The 25,974-nt window shown below is 71.9% G+C and carries 22 protein-coding genes and 1 pseudogene; 7 read left to right on the top strand and 16 right to left on the bottom strand.

The genetic code is table 11. From position 1 onward, the window contains the following. Positions 1-51: 51 nt before the first annotated feature. From ACFP2V_RS20925 to ACFP2V_RS20910, 4 genes are all read right to left on the bottom strand, one after another. Entirely contained in the window at positions 52-1,149 is a 1,098-nt protein-coding gene (locus tag ACFP2V_RS20925; RefSeq protein WP_381214485.1) for a DUF5925 domain-containing protein, read from the bottom strand. A gap of 221 nt (positions 1,150-1,370) precedes the next feature. Further along, positions 1,371-2,171, bottom strand: coding sequence for a polysaccharide deacetylase family protein (locus ACFP2V_RS20920; RefSeq protein WP_381214481.1), 801 nt, complete (start codon positions 2,169-2,171; stop codon positions 1,371-1,373). Next, complete coding sequence (locus ACFP2V_RS20915) at positions 2,164-3,198, bottom strand: glycosyltransferase family 2 protein (RefSeq protein ID WP_381214630.1); 1,035 nt, start codon at positions 3,196-3,198, stop codon at positions 2,164-2,166. Before ACFP2V_RS20915 ends, ACFP2V_RS20920 begins: the two co-directional genes overlap by 8 nt. 65 nt (positions 3,199-3,263) lie before the next feature. Continuing rightward, the gene (locus ACFP2V_RS20910) at positions 3,264-4,097 is read right to left on the bottom strand and encodes a glycosyltransferase family 2 protein (protein ID WP_381214478.1); all 834 of its coding nucleotides are present in this window, start codon (positions 4,095-4,097) and stop codon (positions 3,264-3,266) included. 855 nt (positions 4,098-4,952) lie between these two features. On the opposite strand from ACFP2V_RS20910, the gene ACFP2V_RS20905 reads away from it, so the two are divergent. Beyond that, positions 4,953-5,759, top strand: coding sequence for an SGNH/GDSL hydrolase family protein (locus ACFP2V_RS20905; protein WP_381214475.1), 807 nt, complete (start codon positions 4,953-4,955; stop codon positions 5,757-5,759). 110 nt (positions 5,760-5,869) lie between these two features. On the opposite strand, the gene ACFP2V_RS20900 is transcribed toward ACFP2V_RS20905, so the two are convergent. From ACFP2V_RS20900 to ACFP2V_RS20885, 4 genes are all read right to left on the bottom strand, one after another. Next, a complete protein-coding gene (locus tag ACFP2V_RS20900; protein ID WP_381214472.1) occupies positions 5,870-7,570 on the bottom strand; it encodes a serine/threonine-protein kinase in 1,701 nt (566 codons plus the stop codon). Between the two features lie 51 nt (positions 7,571-7,621). Next, on the bottom strand, positions 7,622-9,280 hold the full coding sequence (locus ACFP2V_RS20895) for an urease accessory protein UreH domain-containing protein (RefSeq protein ID WP_381214469.1): 1,659 nt from the start codon (positions 9,278-9,280) through the stop codon (positions 7,622-7,624). Beyond that, positions 9,277-10,986: a tetratricopeptide repeat protein gene (locus tag ACFP2V_RS20890; protein ID WP_381214466.1), complete on the bottom strand. Its 1,710-nt coding sequence runs from the start codon at positions 10,984-10,986 to the stop codon at positions 9,277-9,279. Before ACFP2V_RS20890 ends, ACFP2V_RS20895 begins: the two co-directional genes overlap by 4 nt. A 248-nt stretch (positions 10,987-11,234) precedes the next feature. Continuing rightward, complete coding sequence (locus ACFP2V_RS20885) at positions 11,235-12,767, bottom strand: DUF4331 domain-containing protein (RefSeq protein ID WP_381214464.1); 1,533 nt, start codon at positions 12,765-12,767, stop codon at positions 11,235-11,237. Between the two features lie 241 nt (positions 12,768-13,008). On the opposite strand from ACFP2V_RS20885, the gene ACFP2V_RS20880 reads away from it, so the two are divergent. From ACFP2V_RS20880 to ACFP2V_RS20870, 3 genes are all read left to right on the top strand, one after another. Continuing rightward, a complete protein-coding gene (locus tag ACFP2V_RS20880; protein WP_332426371.1) occupies positions 13,009-13,554 on the top strand; it encodes a sigma-70 family RNA polymerase sigma factor in 546 nt (181 codons plus the stop codon). Then, positions 13,551-14,402, top strand: coding sequence for an anti-sigma factor (locus ACFP2V_RS20875; protein WP_381214459.1), 852 nt, complete (start codon positions 13,551-13,553; stop codon positions 14,400-14,402). The genes ACFP2V_RS20880 and ACFP2V_RS20875 overlap by 4 nt, the downstream gene beginning before the upstream one ends. 127 nt (positions 14,403-14,529) lie before the next feature. Beyond that, positions 14,530-14,802, top strand: coding sequence for a hypothetical protein (locus ACFP2V_RS20870; protein ID WP_381214457.1), 273 nt, complete (start codon positions 14,530-14,532; stop codon positions 14,800-14,802). A 310-nt stretch (positions 14,803-15,112) separates the two neighbouring features. Here the strand turns inward: ACFP2V_RS20870 and ACFP2V_RS20865 are convergent, their stop codons facing one another. Then, entirely contained in the window at positions 15,113-15,895 is a 783-nt protein-coding gene (locus tag ACFP2V_RS20865; protein WP_381214454.1) for an ABC transporter permease, read from the bottom strand. Beyond that, entirely contained in the window at positions 15,892-16,890 is a 999-nt protein-coding gene (locus ACFP2V_RS20860) for an ATP-binding cassette domain-containing protein (RefSeq protein ID WP_381214451.1), read from the bottom strand. Before ACFP2V_RS20860 ends, ACFP2V_RS20865 begins: the two co-directional genes overlap by 4 nt. Before the next feature lie 63 nt (positions 16,891-16,953). On the opposite strand from ACFP2V_RS20860, the gene ACFP2V_RS20855 reads away from it, so the two are divergent. Then, positions 16,954-17,667 carry a TetR/AcrR family transcriptional regulator gene (locus ACFP2V_RS20855; protein ID WP_381214448.1) on the top strand — a complete coding sequence of 238 codons (714 nt, stop codon included), beginning with the start codon at positions 16,954-16,956 and terminating at the stop codon, positions 17,665-17,667. Positions 17,668-17,693: 26 nt separating this feature from the next. On the opposite strand, the gene ACFP2V_RS20850 is transcribed toward ACFP2V_RS20855, so the two are convergent. The 3 genes from ACFP2V_RS20850 to hmgA all read right to left on the bottom strand — a co-directional run bounded on the left by ACFP2V_RS20850 (position 17,694) and on the right by hmgA (position 21,195). Continuing rightward, positions 17,694-18,962, bottom strand: coding sequence for a type ISP restriction/modification enzyme (locus tag ACFP2V_RS20850; protein WP_381214445.1), 1,269 nt, complete (start codon positions 18,960-18,962; stop codon positions 17,694-17,696). 25 nt (positions 18,963-18,987) lie between these two features. Next, complete coding sequence (locus tag ACFP2V_RS20845) at positions 18,988-19,737, bottom strand: GntR family transcriptional regulator (protein ID WP_381214442.1); 750 nt, start codon at positions 19,735-19,737, stop codon at positions 18,988-18,990. A gap of 108 nt (positions 19,738-19,845) precedes the next feature. Continuing rightward, entirely contained in the window at positions 19,846-21,195 is a 1,350-nt protein-coding gene (hmgA, locus tag ACFP2V_RS20840) for a homogentisate 1,2-dioxygenase (protein WP_381214439.1), read from the bottom strand. A 275-nt stretch (positions 21,196-21,470) separates the two neighbouring features. Between hmgA and ACFP2V_RS20835 the strand changes: the two genes are divergently transcribed. Then, complete coding sequence (locus tag ACFP2V_RS20835) at positions 21,471-22,082, top strand: hypothetical protein (protein ID WP_381214436.1); 612 nt, start codon at positions 21,471-21,473, stop codon at positions 22,080-22,082. Positions 22,083-22,181: 99 nt separating this feature from the next. Here ACFP2V_RS20835 and ACFP2V_RS20830 read toward each other — a convergent pair. Both ACFP2V_RS20830 and ACFP2V_RS20825 read right to left on the bottom strand, forming a co-directional pair. Next, positions 22,182-22,349 (bottom strand): annotated as a pseudogene (locus ACFP2V_RS20830) (DUF4291 family protein); the annotation flags it as partial. 145 nt (positions 22,350-22,494) lie between these two features. Then, positions 22,495-22,677, bottom strand: a complete 183-nt coding sequence (locus ACFP2V_RS20825) for an SRPBCC domain-containing protein (RefSeq protein WP_381214432.1) — start codon at positions 22,675-22,677, stop codon at positions 22,495-22,497. A gap of 436 nt (positions 22,678-23,113) precedes the next feature. Between ACFP2V_RS20825 and ACFP2V_RS20820 the strand changes: the two genes are divergently transcribed. After that, complete coding sequence (locus ACFP2V_RS20820; RefSeq protein WP_381214429.1) at positions 23,114-24,892, top strand: multicopper oxidase family protein; 1,779 nt, start codon at positions 23,114-23,116, stop codon at positions 24,890-24,892. A 189-nt stretch (positions 24,893-25,081) separates the two neighbouring features. Here ACFP2V_RS20820 and ACFP2V_RS20815 read toward each other — a convergent pair whose 3' ends face one another. Beyond that, positions 25,082-25,675: a DUF4291 domain-containing protein gene (locus ACFP2V_RS20815; RefSeq protein WP_381214426.1), complete on the bottom strand. Its 594-nt coding sequence runs from the start codon at positions 25,673-25,675 to the stop codon at positions 25,082-25,084. Positions 25,676-25,974: the final 299 nt, after the last annotated feature.

Here is a 25,974-nt window from a genome sequence, read left to right as displayed (position 1 = left end):
CAGGAGCGCAGGAGCGGGGGAGCGGGCGGCTCGGCCCCCCGCGCCCCGTGTCTACAAGTACAGCCCCGCCTCCGCGTTCCCGCGCGGTTCCGGCAGGGCCGTCGGGGAGGTGCCCCGGCGCAGGGCGTACAGCTCGGCCAGGGTGGCGCCCTCGCGGCCGATGCCGTCCTCGTGGCCCAGCCAGGTCACCGCCTCGGCCCGGGTCAGCGGCCCGACCTCGATCCGGGCGAGACAGCGTCCCGGACGGACGACGGCCGGGTGGAGGCGCTCCAGGTCCTCGTTGGTCGTGACGCCCACCAGGACGTTGCGGCCCTGGCCGAGCAGGCCGTCGGTGAGGTTCAGCAGCCGGGACAGGGCCTGTCCCGCGGTGTGCTTGGCCTCGCCGCGGATCAGCTCGTCGCAGTCCTCCAGCAACAGCAGCCGCCAGCGCCCCTTGCCCGTCGTCTCGTCCTCCTCGCCGATCGCGATGTCCATCAGATAGCCGACGTCGGAGAAGAGCCGCTCCGGGTCCAGGACGCAGTCCACCTGGCACCAGTCCCGCCAGGAGCGGGCCAGCGTGCGCAGCGCGGACGTCTTGCCGGTGCCCGGCGGACCGTGCAGCAGGAGCAGCCGGCCCGCGATGTCCTCCGGCGTGGTCTTCATCAGGCGGTCCATGGCGTCCGCCACCGGCGCGGTGTAGTTGGGCCGGATCTCGTCCCAGGTGCCCGCGGAGATCTGCCGGGTGGTGCGGTGCGGGCCGCGGCGCGGGGACACGTACCAGAAGCCCATGGTGACGTTCTCCGGCTGCGGTTCCGGTTCGTCGGCCGCGCCGTCCGTGGCCTCGTCGAGGATCTTCGCCGCGAGTTCGGCGGTGGTCGCGGTGACGGTGACGTCGGCGCCCCGGTTCCAGCGGGAGATCAGCAGCGTCCAGCCGTCGCCCTGCGCCAGGGTGGCGCTGCGGTCGCCGTCCCGGGCGGTCCGCAGCACCTCGGCGCCCGTCGGCAGCAGGGTCGCGCCGGAGCGTACGCGGTCGATGTTCGCCGCGTGCGAGAACGGCTGCTCGCCCGTCGCGAAGCGGCCGAGGAACAGCGCGTCGACGACGTCGGACGGGGAGTCGCTGTCGTCGACGTTGAGCCGGATCGGCAGTGCGTCGTGCGGATTCGCAGGCATACCGTCATGATCGGGCACGCGGACGCCCCCGCGCACCCGGTTTCCTCGAGGCGCGCGGGGCGCGTGAAGTGCGTGACCTGCACCGCATGCCTGTGTCACTGTCGGCCGTGCGCCGTCAGTCGCCGCGCGTGCCGTGCCCGACGGACCATCGCGTGCCCCTTGGTCAGGGCCCGGTCCCGGACGAAGACGCGGGCGAGGTCGCGGCCGTCCAGCAGCCGCTGTCACTGTCGGCCGTGCGCCGTCAGTCGCCGCGCGTGCCGTGCCCGACGGACCATCGCGTACCCCTTGGTCAGGGCCCGGTCCCGGACGAAGACGCGGGCGAGGTCGCGGCCGTCCAGCAGCCGCTCGAACTCGGCGGTGTCCGTCGACCGGCGCACGGTCACGCGCCGCAGCGCGTAGGGCCCCTGCGCGCGACGGGCGAGCCCGTTGCCGACGGCGAGGGCCTGCGCGTACCCCGTCTCCCGTACCGCCTCCCGCACCCGGCGGCTGGAATAGCCGTAGGGATAGGCGAACGACGTGGGCGCGCGGCCCAGCTGGTCCGAGACGATCTCCTTGCACAGGATCAGCTCGGAGCGCAGCCGCCGGTCGTCGAGCTGGTCGAGCTGCGGGTGGCTGTGGCTGTGGCCGCCGATCTCCACGCCCGCGGCGGCCAGTTCGCGGACCTGGTCCCAGCCGAGCATGGTGTCCAGGCCGCCACCGGTGTCATGGGGCCCCCGGAGCCAGCCCGTGGAGACGAACAGCGTGGCGGGGAAGCCGTGTTCGGCGAGGGCCGGCAGGGCGTGGCGGTGCACACCCTCGTAACCGTCGTCGAACGTGATGAGGACCGGCCGCGCGGGCAGCGGCCGCCCGGTGCGCCAGCAGGCGGCCAGTTCGGCCGTGTCGACGGGGGTGAGACCCCGCGCGGCGATCACCGCCATCTGTTCGGCGAACGCCTGCGGGGTCACGGACAGCGCGCGGGTGGCGTCGTTGGGGTCGGCGGCCACCGAGTGGTACATGAGGATCGGCACCCGTTCGTCAGCCACGGGCACCCCCTCGCTCCAGGTCCGGGCGGTCCCCCTTACGGCGCGCCCCGTCCCCCGAGTCCGACACGTCGACCACGGAGAACGTGACCCCGCCCCGCCGGGCCCGCACGCTCCCCACCACGTATCCGCCCGCCGCCGTGAGCACTCCGGCGACGATCGCGCCCGCGCGACCCGCGCCGCCCGGCCGGGCCAGCAGAGCGTCCCGCAGCCCCCGCACCACCCCGGCCGGCAGGACCCGCGTGGTGTACCGGCGTTCCGACTCCAGCCCTTTCCCGGCGCCGACGCTGCGCGCCACCAGTGCCTTGGACAGGCCCTCGGCGTAGGTGCGGGTGCGGAAGTAGCGGAAGCGCTCGCGTGCCTCGGGCACCCGGTGGTGGATCACCGCGCGGTCATCGATCAGCAGGACCGCGTCGGGCCGGGCGCGGCTGAGACGGATGCACAGCTCCGTCTCCTCCCCGCCCAGCGGGTGCTTGTTCCCGTCCCGTCCGATCCCGGTGGCGAAGCCGCCCGCCGCGTCGAAGGCGGTGCGCCGGAAGGAGGCGTTGCCGCCGAGGACGTTGCGCACCCGTACGCGTCCGGAGGGCAGGCCCCGGTAGGTGCAGCCCACGACCCAGTCGAACTCCTCGGGGAACCAGCCGGGGCGCCGACCCGACGCCCAGAGGGGTTCGGTGCGCCCGCCGACCGCCATCACGCTCGGATCGGCGTACGCCTCGGCGAAGTGCCCGAGCCAACCGCGCTCGGCCACGGCGTCGTCGTCGAGGAACGCGACGATTCCGCCGCGCGAGGCGGCGATGCCGGTGTTGCGTCCCGCGGACAGGCCGCGGGGGCCCGCGTTGGCGAGCACCCGCACGTCGTCGGTGTCCTGGTACTCCTTGGCCAGCCGGTCCAGCAGACCCTCGTTGTGGTCCACGACCAGCAGGGTCTCCAGGGCCGGCCGGGACTGTGCCCGCACCGAGGCGACCGCCGCGAGGACGTCCTCCCAGCGGTCCTCGGTGTAGGCGCAGATCACGACCGAGATGCCGGGCACGCCGGGCACGCCGGACGCGTCGGACACGCCCGGCCCGCCCGGAGCACCCGTGATGCCGGGCTCGCTCAAGACACCTTCCCCCGCACCGTGTCGAGCAGCGGGGAGTGGTGCGGGGAGTGGTGCGGGCGGCGGCGCAGCGCACGTCGGTTGGAACGTTCCCCGAGGATCACCCCGAGGACGCGGAACCCGTCCCGCACGGCCCGCAGATTGCTCGTGCCGTGGATGCGCAGGTACTCGTGGCTGGGTATCTCCTGCACTCTCAGTCCGGCCTTGACGACCCGGATGTTCATCAGGGTCTCGACCTCGAAGCCGGTGCAGTCGAGGTCGATCTTGTCCAGGCAGTGCCGCCAGAACGCGTTGTAGCCGTAACAGAGGTCGGTGTAGCGGGCGCCGAACTTGCGGTTGACGACACCGCACAGGATCCGGTTGCCGAGCTTGCGGATGAAGGTCATGTCGTCGGTGCCGCCGCCGTTGGCGAAGCGGGACCCCTTGGCGAAGTCCGCGCCCGAGACGAGGGCGGAGACGTACGACACGATCTCGTTGCCGTCCGCCGAGCCGTCCGCGTCGACCATCACGATGATGTCGCCGGTGCAGGCCTGGAACCCGGTGTTCAGGGCGTCCCCCTTGCCCTTGCCACGCTGTTCGACGACCTTGACGTCCGGCCACAACTCCCGGGCGACTTCGACGGTGTTGTCGGTGGAGTTGCCGTCGACCAGGACCACTTCGTGGATCCAGTCGGGAAGCGTCTTGAAGACGTACGGCAGGTTCTCCGCCTCGTTCATGGCCGGTATCACCACGCTCACCGGTGGTGCGATGGCCAGGTGCGAGGAGACGGGCCGGTACTTTCCGGTGGCCGGCGGATTCTGGTCCGCGGTCGCCGGCTGCAGAACGGAACTCATGAGTCTGGTCCCTCTCGTCCGGTGGGCCGCCCGCCCCTGGGCAGCCCGGCTATTCGTCCGGTTCGAAAGGGGGGTTCTCACCCGCGCACGGCGCGAAAAAGTCCCGTGCACGCCGGGTGAGCTGGCAAAACTGGCCGACCGCGGCACACGCCGGCCGACCGCGCGGCCCGGCCCGGTCCCCATTGCGGTCACCGAGCACGGCACCCCCCTACCGCGCCCCGCGCCGGTACGTCGCGGTCCTGAGCCCTCCCCTGGAGCCGCGTACTGACGGACCGATGCGGGTGAGATGTATTGCAATGTATGACGGTATTGATGATTGAGCCCGTATGGCAAGACCTGGAACCAGGACTCACATTTTTGTTGGTTTGACTGTTACGTGTGCCTCTGGTCGTCCTCGGGCCACCGGCATGCCGCCGTGGCGCACGGATGCAACCGCGCCTCGGGGGAGGTCGGTTGGTTCCGGCCGAGCGGCTTTGGCCGTGCGGCTTCGACCGTGCGGTGGTGGTTCACGCGAAGAGCGTGTTGGTGTGGATGGTCTGCATGGCCGACTTTGCCCCCCGAAGCGTCGGATGCCGGGCTTCAATCTGGCGCAGCCCGTTGTGGGCGTCAAGGGTCGAACGGCCCCAAGGCCTGAATTCGTCCGGGATTGAACAGGTGTCGGTGGTCGGCGACGGTGGTCCGGTGGCGGCCCCGTGACGGTTCGACAGCGGTCCAGTGGTGGTTGCCCGGTGGTTGCATGGTGAACAAGTCGAGGGGGTTCTGAGGAGGGGGCAGTATTTTTGGCATGGACACTTCCAGTCAATGCGCGTAGTTGCTATGAAGGTTGCGGCAGGGATCCTGCTAAAAGGAGGTTCCATGAGACGTTCCCGACTTTCCGTCTATCTCGGTTCCATCCTCCTCGCCGTCGTCACCACCCTCACCGGGGCAGCCACGGCCCACGCGTCCTCACAGGCCGCCGCCAACGGCTATGTGGCGCTCGGCGACTCCTACTCCTCCGGCGTCGGAGCGGGCAGCTACCTCAGCGGCAGCGGCGACTGCAAGCGCAGCACGAAGGCCTATCCCTACCTCTGGGCCGCCGCCAACTCACCCTCGTCCTTCGACTTCACCGCCTGCTCGGGCGCCCGAACGGATGAAGTTCTGGCCGGACAGCTCGGCCCGCTCAGCGCCGGCACCGGTCTCGTCTCGCTCAGCGTCGGCGGCAACGACGCAGGCTTCTCGGACGTCATGACGACCTGTGTGCTCCAGTCCGAGAGCACCTGCCTCTCGCGGATCGCCACCGCGCGGTCGTACGTCACCTCGACGCTGCCCGGCAAGCTCAACAACGTCTACTCGGCCATCCGCAACCGGGCCCCGAACGCAAAGGTCGTCGTCCTCGGTTACCCCCGCTTCTACAAGCTCGGCGCCACCTGCATCGGCCTCTCCGAAGCCAAGCGGGCGGCGATCAACGACGCGGCCGACCTCCTCAACAGCACCACCGCCCAGCGCGTCAACGCCCACGGCTTCACCTTCGCCGACGTGCGCACCCCGTTCACCGGCCACGAGATCTGCTCCAGCAACTCCTGGCTGCACAGCGTGAACTGGACCAACATCGGCGAGTCCTACCACCCGAAGGCGGCCGGCCAGTCCGGCGGCTACCTCCCGGCGCTCAACAGCGTGGCCTGAGCCGCCGGGGAGCCGCCTTCCTCCTGGACGGCTCCCTCAAGGCCACGCCCGTCGGGATCCCGTCCCTCGGGATCCCGTCCGCCGAGGCCGTTTCCCTCGAGGGCCCTCACTCAGGGAGCGGCCACCGAACCGGTGGGAGCAGGAGAGGGGGAGGCCCCGTCCGGCGGGGTCTCCGTCTCGCACGTCACCGAGAACGGCACCGGGTCCGACATCGTGTGCACGGGTTTCCGCACCTCCACCCCGATGCTGTTCTCGAACGTCCCGGACTCCAGATGCGTCGTCACGGTCACCGTGTCCTGCTTCGTACGCCCGCCGCCCTCCGGGAACGACAGCGTCCGCCACCCCGGGTCGGCCACCGAGTCGTCCTCGCCCACCCAGCGGTAGGACACCTCCGCGGGCAGCCGCCCCACCGTGAACGTCGCCGTGAACGAGGGCGACTGCTCCTTCGGCGGGGGACAGGCGCCGGAGTACTCCGTGTGCGTGCCCTTCACCGTCACCCGCACCGACTGCTGCGGCGGGGGACTCTCCGCGCCGTCGCCTCCCTCCCCCTCGCCTCCCTCCCCCTCGCCGCTCTCGCCGTCGTGCTCTGAGGTCGCCGGAGCAGGGCCGCCGGTCTGCCCGGTTCCGCCGTCGTCCCCGGCCCCGTCGTTGTCGCCGCCGGTCCGCGCGGACGAACTCGCCCCGCCCGTACGGCCGTCCGCGCCGTCCCCACGGTTCAGCAGCGCGTACGTCAGACCGGCCAGCGCCAGGGCCAGTACGGCCACGCCCGTGACCAGGACGACGGCGGCCCGGCGACTGCGCCCGGGACGGGCGACCGCGGTGTTCCCGGCGGACGGGGCCGGGGTCGGGGTCGCCGGGGTGGGCCGAGGAGCGGGGGCCGCGTGCGGGTACGCGTGGGTGGTCACGGCGGGGGCGTACGGGGCCGGTCCCGTCGTGCCGGCGCGCGCTGTACCGGCGCCCGGTGTGCCTCCCCCGGACGGAGTACCCCCAGCGCCGGCGAGCCGCAGGTCCTGCTGCGCCTGCACCGCAGACAGCCGCTCGGCCGGATCCTTGCGCAACAGACCCTCGATGACCGGGGCCAGCGGCCCCGCCCGGCGCGGGGGCGGCAACTCCTCGTCGACGATCGCGCGCAGCGTGCTCAGCGGAGTGTCCTGACGGAAGGGCGAGCTGCCCTCGACCGCCGCGTACAGCAGCACGCCGAGCGACCAGAGGTCGGACTCGGGACCGGGGGTGCGGCCCAGCGCCCGCTCCGGGGCGAGGAACTCGGGTGATCCGACCACCTCACCGGTCATGGTCAGTGCGGAGCTGCCCTCGACCGTGGCGATGCCGAAGTCGGTGAGCACGATCCGCCCGTCGTTCGCGATCAGTACGTTGGCGGGCTTCACATCGCGGTGCAGCACCCCGGCGCCGTGCGCGGCGCGCAGCGCGGCGAGCACCTCCGCGCCGATGCGCGCGGCACGCTGCGGTTCCAGCGGGCCCTCGGCATCCAGCACCTCGGCCAGGGACAGGCCGCGGACCAGCTCCATGACGATCCACGGGCGCCCGTCCTCGGTCGCCACGTCGTACACCGTCACCACGTTGCGGTCGGCGACCCGGGCGGCCGCCCACGCCTCCCGCTCCAGCCGGGCGTACATCCGCTCCACGTCGGACGCCGGCAGCCCGGCCGGGGCGCGGACCTCCTTGACGGCGACCTCGCGGTGCAGCACCTCGTCACGGGCCCGCCACACGGTCCCCATGCCACCCTCGCCCAGCGGCGACAGCAGCCGGTACCGGCCCGCGATCACCCGCTCACTGCCCGGTTCCTCGGACATGGCGCCCCCCATCACATCCGGGCGAATTCTCCGTTTCCTCATGAAAGTAGCTCAGCCCAGCGCGGATGCCGCCCCCCTGAACACCAATCCGGCCCCCAGGGCAACGACGACGAACGCCGATCCCAGGGGCGCGCTCCGGCGCACCAGCGCGACCATCGGGCGTGCGGTCCAGCGCGGGCGCCGGGCCAGGAGCCGGTTCACGCCGCTGCCCGCCTTCACCACGGCGTACCCGGCGGCGGTGAGGGTGAGGGCCAGTCCGACGCCGTACGCGACGACGAGCAGCAGCCCGAACCATGCCTGCCCGAGCGCCGCGGCGCCCACCAGCACGACCACGGCGGACGGACTGGGCACCAGCCCGCCGGCGAGACCGAGCAGGATGGTGCCGCGCAGCGTTGGGGCGACGGCGTGGGTGTGGGTGCGACCGCCGTGGGTGTGTTCGACGGTGTGGGCGTGCTCGGCGGGGTGGGGGAGTGCGGGGCCGGGGTGCTCGTGAGCGCCGTCCGCCTGCGTGTGGCCGTGCCCGTGGCCGTGATCATGGCCGTGCGTGTGCCCGTGCCCGTGCCCGTGCCCGTGCCCGTGCTCGTGGTCATGATCGTGGCCGCGCCCGTGTTCGCGCCCGTGGTGATGCAGGTGGCCCTGCGCGGTGTTCAGGTTGCGCAGGGCCCGGCGGAGGAGGCTCGCGCCCGCCAGGGTGACAAGGACGCCGCTCGCGATGCCGAGCCAGGCGACGACCGAGGGCGTGGCGGCCGAACCGGCCGTGACCAGCAGGCCGAGCGCCACCACGCCGAGGGTGTGGGTGACCGTCACCGAGGCGGCCATCGGCAGGACGTCCCGCAGCCGGGCCCTGCCGCCCCGGGCCGCCGCCGTCGCTGCCATGAGCGTCTTGCCGTGACCCGGTGCGAGCGCGTGCATCGCGCCGAGAACCACCGCGATCAGCAGCGCGAGCGCCGCGAATCCCGCCGTGAGGTCGTGCCGGGCGACGAGGTCGTCGAGGGCGCGGGTCCACCGGTCCGCGCCGCGGGGCAGCACGGAGGCGGCGGGTGCTTGGGTCTCCTTCCCCTTCCCCGCCAGCGCCGGCCCGCCCGTGCGCACCCGGAGGGACGCGGTCGCGGTGTCGGCCGGTGAGGAAAGCAACTCCTCCGGGTAGCGGGTCAGTTCACGCGACAGCGACGTCTCGGGCACGTTCGACGCGGCCAGCGTCATCCGGTCTCCGCGCGCGGTGACTTCCCGCCAGCCGGGCCCCGAGGACGCCCCGGCCCCGTGGAAGGAGACGTCCACCGTGTCGTCCTCGGGCAGCGGAGCGGTCAGTCCGCACTCCACGCGCAGCGTGTCGAGCCCGGCCTGACCGGGGCGCACCCGCACGTGGCTGCTCCGCACGGTGACCGGGACCGTACGCCCGTCCACCCGGACCTCGCTGTCGCGGGCGGCGCCGGCGCATCGCCGACGCGCCCACTCGGCCGCGCCCAGCGCTTCGACGTCCGGCTTCGCCTGGGTGGCCGGGATCTCGGCGAGGTCCTCGACATGGCGGACGCGGAGTTCGCCAGGCGCGGCGACCAATCCGTCGTACCGGTTGACGGTGAAGTTGCCGAGCGGATGCGCGCTCGCCGCCGTCGCCGGGACCAGCGTGAGCGCGCAGGCGGCGGCGAGGGCGGCGGCACCGGTGGCGAGACGGCGGCCGGCGCCGTTGGCCGGGGAGCGGCGGAGGTTCACCGCGCCGCCTCCAGATCCTCGAGGGCGGCACGGGCCGTGCGGGCGTCGAGGGGGGAGAAGCCGGGGTTCAGTTCCAGGGCCGCCGTGAGGGACCGGCGGGCGTCCTTGCCGTGGCCGGTGGCGAGTTCGATCATGCCGCGGTGGTGGAGGAAGACGGCGTTGCGGTAGCCGGTGGCCGTCGCCCGGCGGGTGTAGGGGAGGGCCTCCTCGGAGCGTCCATTGTGGTGCAGCGCCCAGGCGAGGGCGTCCGCGGTGTGCACACTGTGCCGGCGGTCCCATTCGGCGCGGGCCGCGCGCAGGGCCGCTTCGGGGTCGCCGTGGTCGGCGGCGGCGAGCGCGGTGTCGAGGTCGGCGTTGACCCCGCCGGCGCGGGCGAGGGCGGCATGGGCGTCGACGAGGGCGTACTGGTCGGCCGCCTTCGTACGGTCGCCGGCGGCGCCCCGGGCCTCGTACAGCTCGCCGAGAGCGACCAGCGGGCCGGGCAGCGGGGAACGGGCGACGACCTGCTCCAGCGTCCTGATCGCGCCCGCGCGGTCGCCGCCGGCGGCCTGGGCGCGGGCCCGGCCCTCCAACGCGGGAAGGTAGTCCTCGTCGGCGGCGAGGGCACGGGCGAAGTGGGTGAGCGCGGTCTCGTGATCGCCTTGGTTCCAGGCCAGTTGGCCGAGCGCGGTCGCCACGTACGCCACATCGGCGGGCGCGGACGCGCCGTCCAGGGCCCGCTCCAGCACCTCGCGCGCGGTCCGCACGTCACCGCGCAGCTCCCGCACGTACGCGTACCGCGTGAAGACGGGCACCCCAGGTCGCCTGCTGTCCGCGGTGTCGGCGGCCCCGGCGGCCTCGGCGTACCGGCCGAGCTCCACGAGGGCGTCGATACGGGAGGACAGGGCGCGCTCGCTGTAGGGGTTCTGCTTCAGGGCCCGGTCGGCGTACTCCAGGGCGCCGGAGAAGTCGTGCCGGGCCGCGGCGAGGGCGGCACGGCCGGCCAGGGCCTGCTCATTGCCGGATTCGAGCGCGAGGGAGCGGTCGAACGCCCGCTCGGCCTGCGGGTAGCGTGACGGGTCCCCCTTGGTCCGCGCCTGCTCGACATAGGCGAGCCCCAGGCTCGCCCAGCCACCGACGTCCCGTGGCTGGGCGCGGAGATGGGACTGCAGGGCACGGATCCCCGCGTCCAGGTCGCCCCCGGCGAGCACACCGGCCGCGGCCGCGGGAGCGGTATCGGTACCGGTCCGCGCTCCGGCCGGTGTTCCGTCCCGGCTGCCGCCGACGGCGACCGCTCCGGCGGTCATCGAGACCGCCAGCAACGCGGCGCACACCGTGAGATGCGCCCCGCGCGAGCGGCGCACGGCGGCGGAGAATCGGCGCAGAGCGGTCGTGCGCACGCCGGGTGGGAGGGTTCTCGGACCGGCCCCGGCCGCCTGGGTCTCGGTCCTGGTCCTGGTCCCGGCCCTGGTCCTGGTCCCGGCCCTGGTCCTGGTCTCGGCCCCGGTCTCGGTCCCGGCCCTGGCCCCGGTCCCGGTGCGGGTGGCGGCCTCGGACTCGGTGTCGGTGCGGGCGTCGGCCCGGTCGCCGGCGCCCGGCCGCGCGTCCGTGGTCCCCGGCGGTGCGACGGGCCCAGCGGGCGCGGCGGGCCCGGACAGCCCTGTGGGCTCCGCCGGCCCGGTGTCCCGGCCGCTCTCCGGGGCGTGGTCGTTCGTACGCGGAGGCATGCCTCTCCTCGGTTGCTTGCTCACTTGCTCACTTGCTCACTTGCTCACTTGCTCACTTGCTCACTTGCTCACTTGCTCACGTGCCCGCTTGCTCGCTGGGTGCGGGGGACCGGCGGCGCGGCCCGTGCCGCGGGGGACGGAGGGGACGGCCGCGCCTGTCACCGGAGCGGGCCGGAAGGCCCGCCTGCCGGTGGGGGGAGGGAAGGCCGGAGCCCCGGGTCCCGCCCCGCCCCGGTGGGCGCGGTGGCTCAGTACGCCCGGCCGCGCATCCTGCGCCACCACATCAGGGCCCCGCCGATCAGCAGGATCCCGAAGGCTCCCGCACCCGCGGACGCGGCGATCAGGGTGGTGTCGTCGGAGCCCCCGGTCCCGGCCGGCCGCAACGCGTCACCGAGCTGGTTGCGTACGTCGTTGCCGCTGTCCACGCCTTCGGCGAGCGGACCGCGCGACCCCTCCGTCGGGTTGGCCAGATACGGGAACGAGGCGCCGAACTCCTTGTCGTTGGCATCGACCGCGTCACCGAGGTCGTTCGCCGCGCCGACCAGCTCGCCCTCGACGACCTGGAGCGCCGCGTCGATCACGTCGTCCGTCAGCCGGCGTCCGTTGGGGAAGCCCGCGTTGTCGCCGTCCAGTACACCGAGCCGCTTCGGTTCGGCCGCCGGCTCGATCGACGTGTTGAGGCGCAGCATCTCCGACGGCGTCACGTGCGGCGGCTGGTTGAGCCCTTCGACGCCCTTGAGGAAGACGTCGACGAGGTCGTTGCGCGGTTCGGCGGGCGCCTCGATCTTGTAGATCGCCTCGATGAGCTTCGGCAGTTCCGGGTTTGTGACGTTCTTCAGGAACCGCGCGTCGTCCCACGGCGCGGACGCGTTGAATGTGTCCTTGTCCTTCAGCGGGTTGACGACCTCGTTCACCAGCGGATTGCCCAGCCGCGACACCTGGGTGAACTGTCCCTTGGCGTTCTTGCGCTGGGTCGTGGACCAGATACCGACGACCGGCTGGTCCGCCGACTCGGTGATCATGTCCGTCGGCACCTGGAGGGCCAACGAGTTGACGTTGTACCCCTTGAGGGTGTCGTTGCCGACCTCGGAGAGGTTCCCGCCGTACAGCAGGTCGAAGACGCGCAGGTCCAGGAAGAACGGGTCGTCGGCCTGCCCGGCGAACGTCGTGGCGCCGCTCGCCAGTTCGTGCACGGCCTGCTCGCGGAGCGTGTCGTAGTCCGGCATGGACGCCTTGCCGACGTTCGACGGCGCCACCGGGACGTCGTCCGCGATCTTCGTACGGGACACCAGGTGCTGGTCCTTCAGCTTCAGCAGCTCGATGTCGTAGGTCTGTGTGATGTTGAGGTCCGGGTCGTCCAGACCGGTGACCGGGCCCGTGTTGTAGAGGAACGTCTTCTTGTTCTTCGTATGTGTCCTGAAGGTGTAGCGGAACAGCAGCTCGCCCTGCGCGTCGCCGTTGGTGTCGATGTGGATGTCGTACTGCGCGTCCTCGGCGAACGTGAAGAAGTTCGGTCCGCCGGCCGGCTCCTCGAACGGGATCCAGTTCGCGATGATCGTCGTCGTGTCCGGCTTGTCGGGGCTGACGAACGCGTACAGGTCGGTGTTGTCGTACTGCGGAGTGCCCGAGATCAGCGGGGCCTCCCGGTGACTGGAGGCGGAGGCCGCCCCCGGTTCCAGCGCTGCCGTGCCGGCGGCGGCGAGCCCACCGGCGGCCAGCGCGCCACAGATCAGGGTCGCGAGGCTCCTGCGTCCCGCGCCGGTCCTGGAGTTAGGTGTCATGCCGTCCGTCCTCAGTGCCAACTTGTGTGACGCACCGGGATTCGGAGCCGTGCCCGGCCCGGATTGGTCGGGAGGCGAAAACGTCTCGACGGGTCCGCCGCGACTGAACGCCCGGAGCATTTCTCGCTGTTCGACCCGCGTTTTCGGTCCGCTGATCCGTAATTCCCCTCCGGGGGCACGTTCGCTGCGCGTGCCCCGGGTGACCGGGTGGCCCGAAGGGGCCGGGAGAGGGGGGTGCGCGTTGGAGGCGGACGAGCTTCTGGTGCGGGTGGCAGGGGGCGACCAGAAGGCATTCGAGGCGCTGTACGGACTGGTGTCCGGGCCGGTGTACGGACTGGTACGAAGAGTGGTGCGCGACCCCGCCCAGTCGGAGGAGGTCGTACAGGAGGTGCTGCTCGAACTCTGGCGCTCCGCCGCCCGGTTCGACCCGGAGCGGGGCAGCGCACTGTCCTGGGTGCTCACCCTCGCCCACCGCCGGGCCGTCGACCGGGTGCGCAGCGCCCGCGCGGCAGGCGAGCGCGAGCAGCGCGAAGCCGCCCGGCGCGGCAGCGGGCCCGCGTTCGACCAGGTCGCCGAGGAGGTCGAGGCCGGCCTCGAACGCGAATGGGTCCGCCGCTGTCTGGACCGGCTCACCGCGCTGCAGCGGCAGTCGGTCACCCTCGCCTACTACGACGGCTACACCTACCGCGAGGTGGCCGAGCGGCTCTCCCTGCCGCTCGGTACGGTCAAGACACGCATGCGCGACGGCCTGACCCGACTGCGCCACTGCCTGGGAGGTGCCGCATGAGCTTCCTGGACCGGTTGTCGGGCCGCGGGGGCCGCGGGGACCTCCACTCGCTGGCCGCCCCCTACGCGCTCGACGCACTCGAACCCGCCGAACGCGTCCGTTTCGAGAGGCATCTGACGTCCTGCCGCCGTTGCGCCGCCGAGGTACGCGTCCTCGCCGAGGACGCCGTCCGCCTCGCCTGGTCCACGGCCGCCCCCGCGCCACCCGCCCTGCGCGACCGGGTCATGGCCGCCGTACGGACCACTCCACAGGACCCCGCCCCCGTTCCGGCCCCGGCCCCCGGATCCCAGGAGCAGACGGGCGCGCGTGCACCGCAACTCCCGCCCCACGTATGGGGGACCGGGCCGGTGCCGCAGACCGGAGGGCGACGCGGGATGCCGCTGTTCGTACCCTTCGCGACGGCCACCGCCGCCGCTGCCCTCGTCGTCGCCGCGCTGTTCGCCGTCCAGGCGAACCAGACCCAGGACCGACTGACCGCCGAACGGGACCGGGCGCGTGAGATCGCCCACGTTCTCGCCGCTCCGGACGTCCTCGCGAGCAACGGCCGCGACGCGCGGGGCGGCACGATCGGAGTGATCGCTTCCGCATCGGAACGGAGTGCCGTCGTCACCCTCGGCGGATACGACAACCCGCCGAACGGACGTGTGCGTCAGCTCTGGCTCATGCGCCCCGGCGCACAACCACGCTCCCTCGGGCTCTTCGAGAGCGACGCGCCCCTCGTCGCCTCCGACCTCGACATCTCCGCGACGTCACTCGCCGTAACCGTCGAGCCGGGCGGAGGATCGTCGCAGCCCACAACTCAGCCGATCGTTCAACTCGCCCTGAAAGGGGTTGGATTCGGAGAGTAACCATCGAGTGTTCGTCAACCTCCTTATGGGGAAGGTGAATCCTGCGACCGAGACACGCGAGTGCCCGGACGGGGCGATAGGGTTAACCTGCCCGGGGCCGGGTGGACTCGTACGGGTGGAGAGTGACATGGATCAGATAACGGTGCGCAGCAGGGCCAGGGTCCCTGCGATCACCTGCGGGAGCAGCGCGACCAGTACGCGCCTGGACCGCCACCTCTCGGTGCTGGCGGGACCCGCCGTCCCGCAGCGGGAGGCGGCCGAGGCGACGTCGCTGATGCGCGAACTGACAGCGCGTGACAGGCGCGACCGCGGAGCCGAGGGTTCACGGGCACGGACGAGCCGCGTCTCGCTCTTCGCCCCGCTGCGCCGGCTGCGCCGCTCGCTCCTCGGCAGCCGCTAGTCCCGCGTCCGCGTCCGGACGGGTCCACCGTCCCGGCGTCGCACACCGCGCACGCGCCGCCCATCACCCCACGGCGCGCGGCGCCGCCCGTCGGTGCGCTCCGGCACAAGCACGTCGTCCTCCTCCGGCACCCCTCTCGGTACCTCGTTTCCGGTCGCGTTCCTCCCGGCGCCCCGATCCACCCGGCAGTGATCCGGGGGCGCGCGGGCTTCTGCCGTCCCGTCCCCGGATCCTGTGGTTCCCGGCGCCGGCCCCTGCCGCCCCCCGGCCTGTGCTCGTGAGCCTCACGGCCTCCCGTGCGGCGTGAGCCTCACGGCCTCCCGTGTGTGTACTGCCGTACCGCGAGCGGAACGAACACCGCGAGCAGTACCGCGCACCAGACCAGCGACCCCGCGACCGGGTGTGCCATGGGCCAGGCCGTCCCTCCCGGCGCGGGAGCGTTGCCGAAGAGGTCCCGCAGTGCCGTCGCCACCGCGCTGATCGGGTTCCACTCCGCGACCGTGCGCAGCCAGCCCGGCAGCCCCTCGGTCGGGATGTACGCACTGGACAGCAACGGCAGCAGGAACGTCGCGCCGCCCAGTTGGCCGGCCGCCTCCTCGTTCCGGGTGAGCAGGCCGAGGAAGATCCCGACCCACACGCACGCGAACCGGAACAGCATCAACAGCGCGAAGGCGCACACCGCCTCCAGCGCGCCGCCCTCCACCCTCCAGCCCACGGCGAGCCCCACCAGCAGGAACAGCACCGTCCCGGCGGCCGTCGCCACCACGTCCGCCACCGCCTGCCCCAGCGGCACGGCCGCCCTGCTCACCGGCAGCGTGCGGAACCGGTCCGTCACCCCGCGGTGGACGTCCTGCGCCGACTGGAACATGCCGGTCATCACCCCGCCCGCCGCGGTCGCCGCCAGTATCCCGGGGACCAGGAAGGACCGGTACGCCTCGCCCGGCACGGCCAGGGCACTCCCGAAGACGTAGCCGAAGAACAGCAGCATGCTGACCGGCATGACCTGGGTGAGGATCAGCAGGCCCGGATTGTTGCGCATCCGCCGCAGCTGCCGGCCGAGCATCGCGGTACCGTCGTACGCCAGTGCGCTCATACGGCACGCTCCTTGTCGTCGGTGAGGTTCGGGGAGCCGGTGGGGTGCCCGGAGGGGATGTCCGCCGGCCGTTCGGTCAGCCTCAGGAACACCTCGTCGAGGGTGGGCGACCGCAGGCTCGCGTCCAGCAGTGGTACGCCCGCCGCGTCCATCGCGCGGACGACGAGGGGCAGCGTGAGCGTGGGGTCCTTGGCGACCGCGCCGACGGCCCCGCGCTCGTGGTCGAGCCGCGGCTCGGCGCCGGTGAGCCGGTCCAGCACACCGGCCGCCGTCACCAGGGCGTCCGGGTCTCCGACCACGACCTCGGCGAACGCCCCGACGAGTGACTTGAGTTCGGCCGGCGAACCGGTGTGCTCGACCCGGCCGCGGTTCACCAGGGCGATGTCGTCGGCGAGTTGGTCCGCCTCCTCCAGGTACTGCGTCGTGAGCAGCACGGTCGTGCCCTGCCCGGTCAGTTCGCGCACCACCTCCCAGATCAGGTTCCGGCTGGCGGGGTCGAGCCCGGTGGTCGGCTCGTCCAGGAATAACACGTCGGGCCGGCGGATCAGGCTTGCCGCCAGGTCCAGTCGGCGCCGCATGCCGCCGGAGTAGCCGGATGCGGGACGGTCGGCCGCCTCGGCCAGACCGAAGCGGCCGAGTAGCGCGGCGGTCTGCCCGGCGGCCTCCCGCACCCGGTGCAGCCGGGCGAACAGCAGCAGGTTCTGGCGGCCGGTGAGGTCCCCGTCGATCGAGGTCTCCTGCCCGGTGACGCCGATCCTGCGCCGTACGGCCGCGGCCTCCCGGACCAGATCGTGGCCCGCGATCCTGGCGGAGCCCGCGTCGGGGCGCAGCAGCGTGGTGAGCAGTCGTACGGCGGTCGTCTTGCCCGCGCCGTTCGGTCCGAGGATGCCGCAGACCGTGCCCTCGGCCACCGCCAGATCCAGTCCGCGCAGGGCATGGACCTCCCCGAAGCGCCTCTCCAGACCCTCACTAAGTACAGCGTACGTAGTTGTCATGGGGAGACCATAGCGCACTACGTACGGTGTACGTAACTAAGATGGTGAGCGAGGTGATGAACCATGGCGGGCCGAGCGGCCGAACCCCACGTGATCTGGGCGCGCCCCGAGCGCACGGGCCGTGGGCCGAGGCCGGCGTACACCCGCGCCGACATCGCCGCGGCATCGGTGAGGATTGCTGACGCCGAGGGCCTGGACGCGGTGTCGATGCGCCGCGTCGCCACCGAGCTGGGCTGCGGCACCATGTCGCTGTACAACTACGTCCCCCGCAAGGAGGACCTGTTCGAGCTGATGGTGGACGCTGTCAGCGGCGAGCACGAGCTGTGGGAGCCGAGCGGCGACTGGCGCGCCGACATGCTCCGGGTGGCCCACCAGACGCGTGACCTGATGCACCACCACCCGTGGCTGCCGCGGCTGATGTCACCGGTCTACGGCTTCAGCCCCAGCGCCCTGCGCTACCTGGAACACTGCCTGGTCTGCCTGGACCCGCTCGAGACCACCTACGGTACGAAGATGGAGCTGGTCGCGATGCTGAACGCCGTCGTGACGATGTTCGTCACCAGCGAACTGGCCGCCGCCGAGCGCACCCGATCGCTGCCCTGGTCGGAGCAGCAGGAGAACGCGATGCGGATCGCCTACCTGGGCGGCCGGATCGCGACCGGTGAGTATCCGCGGATGGCGGCGGCGTTCGCGGAGGACGCGGGCCCGATCGATCTGGAGGCGGTACTCGAGCGGTCGCTCGGCCGGGTGCTCGACGGTTTCACCCCCCGACCCTGACCCTGCTCGAATGGGGCGGCCCGGTGTCAGAGGAGGGGGAGCTGGCCCTCCGGACCCTCCTCGTGGGTGTTCAGTACCGAGGCGGGCCGACGTGCGGACCGCGGCACCGGGAAGACGCCCGCCTTGTGCAACTCCGCCGACGTGATGGGGTCGGATCTCGCCGCTTCCGTCAATGCGGACTGCTGTGGGCGCAGTTCGGCGAGGAGCGCCAGGACCGTGATCAGCTCCAGGAGCTCCGACGTCCAGGTCTGCGGCCAGCCTGCCGGACGGATCGCCTCCAGCGTCCCCGGCTCGGCCTCCTCCGTGCGGGCCGCGCACCACTGCTCCAGCACCGGGACCCCGGCCATCTCGTAGTCCCAGGCCGCCGGCGGCACCGGCGAGATGCGGCCCTCGTCGAAGAACAGGGCCTCCTCGTCGCGGTCGTACCGGACGGTCGGCGGGCGGGGCGGGAGCGGGGCGCGGACGTAGGGGCGGCGTCCGCCCGGGAGCCGGGGGCGCTCCCCGTCGCGCCGCATCAGCCACAGCATCCGGCGTCCCGCCTCCACACCCGCGTCCCACGCACCGACGTCCCCGGTGAGCGGCACCGCGGGCCCTCCGGGGCCGGGCCGCCCCACGGCCATCATCCAGGCGAGCACGTCGACGGCCGGCACCTCCCGGCCGAGGCGTGCCGTGAGGTGCCCGGACAGGCCCGGGGCGAGGTTCGGCTCCGCGCCCCCGGGCCGGCGGTACAACGGGCGGACCCGGCCGGGACGGAGCACCGGCAGCAGGGATGTGGCGAGGAGCTGAGGACCGGTGGTGTCACCGGCGTCACCGGCGTCACCGGCGTCGCCGGTGCCGGCGGCGCCGCCCCGCGTGTGTCCGCCCCGTGTACGTGTCCCGCGTCCCGCGGCGGCCCCGGTCTCGACGAGGAAGATCTGCCGCTCGTCCGCCACCCGCCACAGCTCGGGGCGGGCCGCGTCGATCAGCCGCTGGTCGGGAATCAGCCACTGTTCGTCGAAGGGGGAGCGCAGCACACGGACCGGCTCCGGGCACGGACCCGAGGCGCGGGCCAGCCGCTCCGTGCCGCCCGACCGGCCCGGAAGCTGCCCCACCGCCGTGTGCCCGGTCCGTGAGCGGGTCGGCTGCAACAGGGCCTCCCTGACCGGTCCCGTGGCCTTCATCAGGATGCCCCAACGGGCTTTCAGAGCCGCTGGATCGGGTGCCGCCGGCCATCCCCGGCCGAGCCGTGGCGATGCGACGGACCACGGCATGAGGTCCGCCAACAGCGGAGCGTCGTCGTACGTCACGCTGGGCATCGTACGACCTGACGGGCGGGCGGGATCAGGTGGCTTCCAGGGTCACCGTGAAGGAGAAGCGGTCGCCCCGGTAGTTGATCACGGCCACGTCCAGAGGGCTGTCGTCGGTGCCGTAGGTGATGCCGGTGTAGTGCAGGATCGGGCTGAGCAGCGGGACCCGGAGCAGTCGGGCCGTCTCCGGATCCGCGAGCCGCGCCTCCACGGTGTCCGTGATGCGGCTGATGTCCGCCCCGACGACGTCCCGCAGCACCTTGGTCATCGGCCAGCGCCGCAGATCCTCCAGGTCGATCCGGGCGGCGAGTTCCGGACGGACGTAGTTGCGGGCGTGGTTGGTCGGCTCGCCGGTCTTCTCGTCGCTGCGCAGCCGGTGGTAGGCCGCCGCCTCCGTCAGTCCGGGGAGGTACTCGGCGAGTTCGGCCGGCACCGGCGCGGTGCCGTGCTCCAGCAGCTCGGTCGTCATACCGGACTGCTGGGCCACGATCGCGTCCACCGACCCCAACAGCCGCACCGGGGCGCCCCGGAGGGCATCGGGCTCGATGAACGTGCCGCGCCGGCGGTGCCGGGTGATCAGCCCTTCGTCCTCCAGTTCCTTCAGTGCCTGCCGCATGGTCAGCACACTCACTCCGTAGTGCCCCGCCAACTGTTCCTCGGTGGGCAGGCGCAGCGGGTCCCGGGGCGAGCGGCCGAGGATCGAGGCACGCAGCGACTGCGACACCTGGTACCAGAGCGGCAACTTGCGGTTCAGGACGATCGAATCCGGGGCGAAGGAGGTCACGGGCTATCCGTACCGGTCGGGAACGTTCAGTGCAATGTGAGGTGCAGGGATGCGTCGACACCGGCTGTGGCACCCGGAATCGAACCGGGCCACCCCGGGCCACCCGGACTACCTCGTGCGAAAGTGACGCTCGATGCCCTGCCACACGTCGTCGTAGCGCTGCTGCAGATGCTCCGCGCGTGCCGCCTGCGGTGTCAGGGACACCGGCCAGCGTGTCTCGAACATGAACGCGAGACCGTCGTCGATCTTCTGCGGGCGCAGCTCGGCGGCGCTCGCCTTCTCGAACGTCTCCCGGTCCGGCCCGTGCGCCGACATCATGTTGTGCAGCGAGCCGCCGCCCGGCACGAACCCCTCCGCCTTCGCGTCGTAGGCGCCCTCGATCAGGCCCATGTACTCGCTCATCACGTTCCGGTGGAAGTACGGCGGCCGGAAGGTGTCCTCGCCCACCAGCCAGCGCGGCGCGAACACCACGAAGTCCACACCCGCCAGTCCCGGCGTATCGCTCGGCGCCGTCAGCACGGTGAAGACCGACGGGTCCGGATGGTCGTACGAGATGGTGCCCATCACATTGAAGCGGCGCAGATCGTAGGCGTACGGCACATGGTTGCCGTGCCAGGCGACGACATCCAGCGGAGAGTGGCCGTAGGTGGCCGACCAGAGGTTGCCGCAGAACTTGTTCACCACCTCCACCGGACGCTCGACGTCCTCGTACGCGGCGACGGGCGCCCGGAAGTCCCGTGCGTTCGCCAGACCGTTGGCGCCGATGGGGCCGAGGTCGGGAAGCCGGAAGGCGGCGCCGTAGTTCTCGCACACATAGCCGCGGGCCACATCGTCCAGAAGCTCCACACGGAAGCGCACCCCACGGGGAATCAGCGCGATGTGCCCCGGCTCCACATGCAGCAGTCCGAACTCGGTCCGCAGCACCAGCCCGCCCTCCTCCGGGACGATCAGCAGTTCACCGTCGGCATCGCTGAACACCCGGTCCATCGACGTGTTCGCGTGGTAGAGGTGCACCGCCATGCCGGCGCGCTGGGTGACGTCGCCGTTGCCGCCCAGCGTCCACAGGCCGGCCAGGAAGTCCGTGCCCTCGGCCGGTGCGGGCAGCGGGCTCCACCGCAGGCGGTTGGGGTCGGGCACCGTCTGGTTGAAGGGCGCGCTGCGGATCGCCCCGTTGCCCGTGCGGGTGAACGCCGGGTGCGCGGCCGACGGACGGATCCGGTACAGCCACGAACGGCGGTTGTGGGCCCGCGGCTCGGTGAACGCCGTGCCGCTCAGCTGTTCCGCGTACAGCCCGAGCGGGGCGCGCTGAGGCGAGTTGCGTCCCTCGGGCAGGGCGCCCGGGACCGCCTCGGAGCTGTGCTCGTTGCCGAAACCGGAAAGGTGGCCGAGTCCCTCGGCGGCCTTGCGCGCTCCCCCACGCTCGAATGCGCTCGCGCGGGCGGTGCCCCCATCGCTCATCTTCGCTGCTCCCTTGCGTGCGATTCCTATGCAACACCGTAGGATTGTGATTTCCGCGGCGCAAGAGGGCCACGCGACATCACTTCGTGCGGCGCGGCGGTCCCCGCCCCCTGGATGCCGCTCGCCCCACTCCGGCCCCGCACCCACTTCGGCCCCGCCCCCGCCCGACTGTCGCCCTACTCCCATAGTGCCCCCCGCCCTCCTCTCGACGGAGGACACGGAACCCGACTCCAGGGGGATCCGCGTGACCGGATGCCTGTTCTAAGCTCCCCCGCATGGCGTGGACGGGGAGGCTGGTCACCGCGCTCGCGGTCTGTGGCGTACTGCTGGCCGGATCCGCGGGCTGCGGCTCGCGTGCTGCCCAGGAACAGGAACAGGAACAGGAACAGAGCGCCGGGTCGCCGTCGCCGGTGGGCAAACTCCTGGAGGAGCGGGACGACGAGGGCCGGCCCTACCGCGAGGTGGACGAGGAGGACGCCCCCGAGGTCGGCGTAGAGGTCACGCCCGACACCGACGGGGGCTGGGACGTACGGCTGCGCGTGCGCAACTTCCGCTTCTCGCCGGACGGCACCGCCGACCGGGCGGTGCCCGGCCGCGGCCTCGCGCACCTCTACGTGAACGACCGGCTCGTCGCCCTGCTGCGCACGCCCGGTCACCACCTCTCCCCGCACACCGTCCGGCGCGGCACGCACCAGGTCACCGTCCGCCTCTACGCGGACGACGAATCGGTGTGGGCGGTGGGCGGAAAGCCGGTGGAGAGCACGGCCGACATCACGGTCTCGGAACCGAGCCCCACCACTACCCCGACCGCGACAGAGCGAGGGGCGGCAGACCCCGACCCCGCCGGGGGCCGGGGTTCACCCGACCAGGACCGAAGGGCAGGATGAAGCCCGTTCCCGTCCCCCACGCGACCTTCCTCCGCCGCGTGCCCGTGCAGCGCCGCAGCACCGAACGACTGGCCAGAATTCCCGGACGCCTGCGCCGCGCTCGAAGCCGTCGCGCGTGATCTCCACAGCCAGGACGGTCTCCTGCCCCGCCTTCATGCCCCAGCCGCGGCGGTACATCATCCACAGGAACGACGACCTGATCCACGTCAAGCCGTGTTCGTGACCCCTTTTTCGTTCGGCTTGGCGGATCCACCTGAGCAGGACCACCCGTCGTGGTGACGGACCAGCTCGAACTGCTCAGCCGATCGGCCAGTGGGCAGGACCGGGCGTGTTCCAGCCTGCCACGTGATCCAGGGCCCACTGTGAGCTGTGAGCGGGGTTCAGTCCGTCGCTCCATCGGCCAGGAAGGCGCTCAGACCGTCGAGCCGGCAGCAGCGTAAGCCCACTGGGCATACTGCTCGGGGGTGGTCCACGCCCGCCACACCTTCACCGCGGGGGCGTCCAGCGTGCGAGTCAGCTGGTAGGAGAAGCCGCCGGCCGGGGTGGGCTGCCCACGGCGTCCGGCGGCGCGGAGCGAGACGCCGGGTCGCGGCATCACCCTGATGGACCAGAGCAGGACGTCCCGTCGAAACCCCTGACAGGCTTCCATCGCCCGCAGGCGCGCTCGAGCAGTGGGCCGTCAACGCCGTGATCGCGGGGCGCCAGTGCGTTCCGTGGCTGCCGGCGGTCGCCATGCGCATCCACCGGGGCGATGCGACGATCATCGGTAACCGGCAGCCGACCGCATACGGGCCCGAGCCCGCCGAGGGTCCCGGCTCGGAGGTCACTGGTGCCGTGCCCCGATGACCTGAGCCGAGGTGAGAAGCCCAGTGATCAGCAGGAGGTTCGTCCTTCAGGCCACTCTGGCAGGCGGAACGTCACTCATTTCCGTTCCTGGTACGGCGATGCCGCGGGCTTCGCCGACGGAAGCAGAAGTCCTCGATCCGGCGGCGATACGGAAGTACGTGGCCGAACTTGTGATACCCCCCGTCATGCCGCTGGACAGCCGGGTCGGCCGGGACATCTACACGATCGGCATCCGGCAGTTCCGGCAGCAGGTGCTTCCCCCGGGCATGCCGGCCACAACCGTGTTCGGATACGGCTCGACCGGGCACCCCGAGACGTTCCACTCTCCCGCCTTCACCATCGAAGCCCGGTACGGACGAGCGGCTCAGGTCAGGTGGGTCAATCAACTGGTCGACACGAACGGCGGACATCTGCCGCATCTGCTGCCGGTCGATCCCGCACTCCACTGGGCGAACCCGCCGGGCGGGGCCAAGTCGCGGGACTCCCGCCCCACGTTCACCTCGACACCCGGGCCGTACGGCGGACCGGTTCCCGTCGTCACCCACCTGCACGGCGGGGCGAACACGGAGGAGAGCGACGGATACGCCGAGGCCTGGTACCTGCCCGACGCGCAGGGCATTCCCCGGGGTTACGCCCGAGTCGGTTCCTTCTACGAGGAGTTCGCGAAGAAGTCCGAGGCGAAGTTCGGTGTGCCCTGGGGCCCGGGCGAGGCCGTCTTCCACTACGCCAACCACAGCCGGGCCGCCACCATGTGGTTCCACGACCACACCCTGGGCATCACCCGGCTGAACGTGTACGCCGGAATGTCGGGCTTCTACCTGCTGCGCGGCGGGCCGTCGGACCTGGGGGAAAGTGTTCTGCCCGGCCCCGCGCCGAGGCTCGGTGACCCGCCCGGCACGCGCTACTACGAGATCCCGGTCGTCATCCAGGACCGCTCGTTCCGCACCGACGGGACCCTGTTCTATCCAGCGAGCCGGGCGCTCTTCGACGGGTTCAAGGGCCCTTATGTGCCGGGCAGCGACATACCGCCGATCTGGAACCCGGAGTACTTCGGCAACGCGATGGTCACCAACGGCAGGACCTGGCCGGTGCTGCCCGTGGAGCCGCGCCGATACCGGTTCCGGTTCCTCAACGGCTGCAACGCACGTACCCTGGTCCTGAAGATCGCCACCGATGGATTGGCCCGCAGGCCGGTACCGGCAAAGTTTTCCCTGTGGCAGGTCGGAAGCGACGGAGGCTTCCTGCCCGCACCCGTTCGGCGCGACCAACTGCTGCTCGCCCCGGCCGAACGCGCCGACGTCGTCGTCGACTTCTCCTCGACCCCGGTCGGCACGGAGCTGTACCTGATCAACGAGGGACCGGACGCCGTGTTCACGGGAGGCACGGTCGGGACCGACTTCCCCGCGGCGAACCCGAAGACCACCGGGCAGGTCATGAAGTTCGTGATCAAACCACTCGTCACGGCGGACACCTCGACGCCTCCCGCACAGCTCACGCTGCCCCCCTTCGAGCCCCTGGGTGCAGCAGACCGCACCCGACAGGTCAGTCTCGGCGAGGTGGCCTCGGCCCGCGTGCCGGGCGTGAGCCCCCGCGAAGTTCTGCTCGGCGTGATCGGCCCGAACGGCAAACCGAAACTACTGGGATGGGGCGACCCCATCACGGAGAACCCCGCCGTGGGATCGACGGAGATCTGGGAGATCCACAACCTGACGCAGGACGCCCACCCCATTCACATACACGAAGTGCAGTTCCAGGTCGTCGACCGGCAAACGCTCCCGGCCGGCGGCCGTCGCCCCCCGGAGGCGTGGGAGCGCGGCTTCAAGGACACAGTGCTCGCCTATCCGCAGGAGACGACCCGGGTCAAGGTGCGCTTCGGTCAGGCGGGCCGGTACATGTGGCACTGCCACCTCCTGGAACACGAGGACAACGAAATGATGCGTCCCCTGCACGTCGGCCCAGCCTGACACTCGACCAGAAGACCGCTGGAACCCGCTGCCGTGGACTCACGGCACGTCCGGCGCCGGAGCGAGGCCCGTCGGGCACGACGCACCCCAGTTGGTCTCGAACGGGGTACTTCTTGACGCCCGTCCCAGCGAACCCACGCTGCCACGTGACCCATGTGCGGCAGCCGGCCGTTCGGCGAGTGTGCTCGGTCACGGGTGCAGGTGCGCCATGAATCGGTCCTCGGCCGGATACGGCCGTACCTTGGGCAGCAGTCGGTCCGCGGAGTCCTGGTTGCCGCTGCTGACGAGTGCGTGGATCTCACGGGCGAGTGGAGTCACGTCGCTGATGGAGACCGTCCACTCGTCCGCGTATCGCCGTACGGCCTCACCGGAGAGCCCGAGCTGCAGCGAGCGGTACGGCACGGGCTGCAGGCGCAGATCGCGCTCGGGGTCCCACCGGACGCGGGTCGGTGCACGCTTCAACTGGCTTTGCCATGTGTCGCGGTCGGAGTGCAGTCCGGGTGCGTAACTCGACAGGCACGCGTTCCGCAGCGCCCACTCGAAGCCGTCCCGAGCGATCTCGACGGCGACGATGGTCTCCTGCCCCGCCTTCGTGCCCCAGCCGCAGCGGTACATCATCCACAGGAACGACGGCTTGACCCAGGTCATCCGGTCCCGCTTCCACATGTCGGGAAATCGACCTTCCAGGGCGGCGGGCAGGCCGATTTCCGGGGAGTACGCCTGGTAGACGGTGATCGTGGATGCTGTGTAGGCCGCGCGGATCCCGCGTTGCGGTTCTTCCATGGCATACAGCGTGGAGGCGCCCAGTGGGCGCGGCCACTGATTTTCAACGGCCGTTCATGTCAGCGGAGAGCCGGCCGAAGCACGGGTGCCGGTGTCATGGCCGTCGTCTTGAAGCAGGGGCTCGCGCGGCCGGCTACCGGGTTTCATTTGCAGTGCTCCGGCCTTCAGGCCGGGGGTGAAGCGAATCGTGTGACTGCGGCGCGGAGCGTCGCGGTGGCGTTCCGGCGGAGCCGGACAGTGCGGCCACCGAGGGTGAGGCGGGGAACGGATGTTCCCGGCGACATCCGGTGTGGATCGTT

Source organism: Streptomyces incanus, assembly GCF_042656345.1.
Lineage (GTDB): Bacteria > Actinomycetota > Actinomycetes > Streptomycetales > Streptomycetaceae > Streptomyces > Streptomyces incanus.
This window is presented reverse-complemented; position numbering and strand designations above follow the sequence as displayed.

What these genes read in the sequence shown, in the direction of transcription:
- ACFP2V_RS20855 (WP_381214448.1), top strand. Translation starts at nt 16,954, where the DNA reads ATGGCGGGCCGAGCGGCCGAACCCCACGTGATCTGGGCGCGCCCCGAG.
- ACFP2V_RS20870 (WP_381214457.1), top strand. Translation starts at nt 14,530, where the DNA reads ATGGATCAGATAACGGTGCGCAGCAGGGCCAGGGTCCCTGCGATCACC.
- ACFP2V_RS20860 (WP_381214451.1), bottom strand. Translation starts at nt 16,890, where the DNA reads ATGACAACTACGTACGCTGTACTTAGTGAGGGTCTGGAGAGGCGCTTC.
- ACFP2V_RS20925 (WP_381214485.1), bottom strand. Translation starts at nt 1,149, where the DNA reads ATGCCTGCGAATCCGCACGACGCACTGCCGATCCGGCTCAACGTCGAC.
- ACFP2V_RS20910 (WP_381214478.1), bottom strand. Translation starts at nt 4,097, where the DNA reads ATGAGTTCCGTTCTGCAGCCGGCGACCGCGGACCAGAATCCGCCGGCC.
- ACFP2V_RS20835 (WP_381214436.1), top strand. Translation starts at nt 21,471, where the DNA reads ATGGCGTGGACGGGGAGGCTGGTCACCGCGCTCGCGGTCTGTGGCGTA.
- ACFP2V_RS20825 (WP_381214432.1), bottom strand. Translation starts at nt 22,677, where the DNA reads ATGCCGCGACCCGGCGTCTCGCTCCGCGCCGCCGGACGCCGTGGGCAG.
- ACFP2V_RS20820 (WP_381214429.1), top strand. Translation starts at nt 23,114, where the DNA reads ATGCCGCTGGACAGCCGGGTCGGCCGGGACATCTACACGATCGGCATC.
- ACFP2V_RS20885 (WP_381214464.1), bottom strand. Translation starts at nt 12,767, where the DNA reads ATGACACCTAACTCCAGGACCGGCGCGGGACGCAGGAGCCTCGCGACC.
- ACFP2V_RS20865 (WP_381214454.1), bottom strand. Translation starts at nt 15,895, where the DNA reads ATGAGCGCACTGGCGTACGACGGTACCGCGATGCTCGGCCGGCAGCTG.
- ACFP2V_RS20875 (WP_381214459.1), top strand. Translation starts at nt 13,551, where the DNA reads ATGAGCTTCCTGGACCGGTTGTCGGGCCGCGGGGGCCGCGGGGACCTC.
- hmgA (WP_381214439.1), bottom strand. Translation starts at nt 21,195, where the DNA reads ATGAGCGATGGGGGCACCGCCCGCGCGAGCGCATTCGAGCGTGGGGGA.
- ACFP2V_RS20890 (WP_381214466.1), bottom strand. Translation starts at nt 10,986, where the DNA reads ATGCCTCCGCGTACGAACGACCACGCCCCGGAGAGCGGCCGGGACACC.
- ACFP2V_RS20815 (WP_381214426.1), bottom strand. Translation starts at nt 25,675, where the DNA reads ATGGAAGAACCGCAACGCGGGATCCGCGCGGCCTACACAGCATCCACG.
- ACFP2V_RS20900 (WP_381214472.1), bottom strand. Translation starts at nt 7,570, where the DNA reads ATGTCCGAGGAACCGGGCAGTGAGCGGGTGATCGCGGGCCGGTACCGG.
- ACFP2V_RS20850 (WP_381214445.1), bottom strand. Translation starts at nt 18,962, where the DNA reads ATGCCCAGCGTGACGTACGACGACGCTCCGCTGTTGGCGGACCTCATG.
- ACFP2V_RS20905 (WP_381214475.1), top strand. Translation starts at nt 4,953, where the DNA reads ATGAGACGTTCCCGACTTTCCGTCTATCTCGGTTCCATCCTCCTCGCC.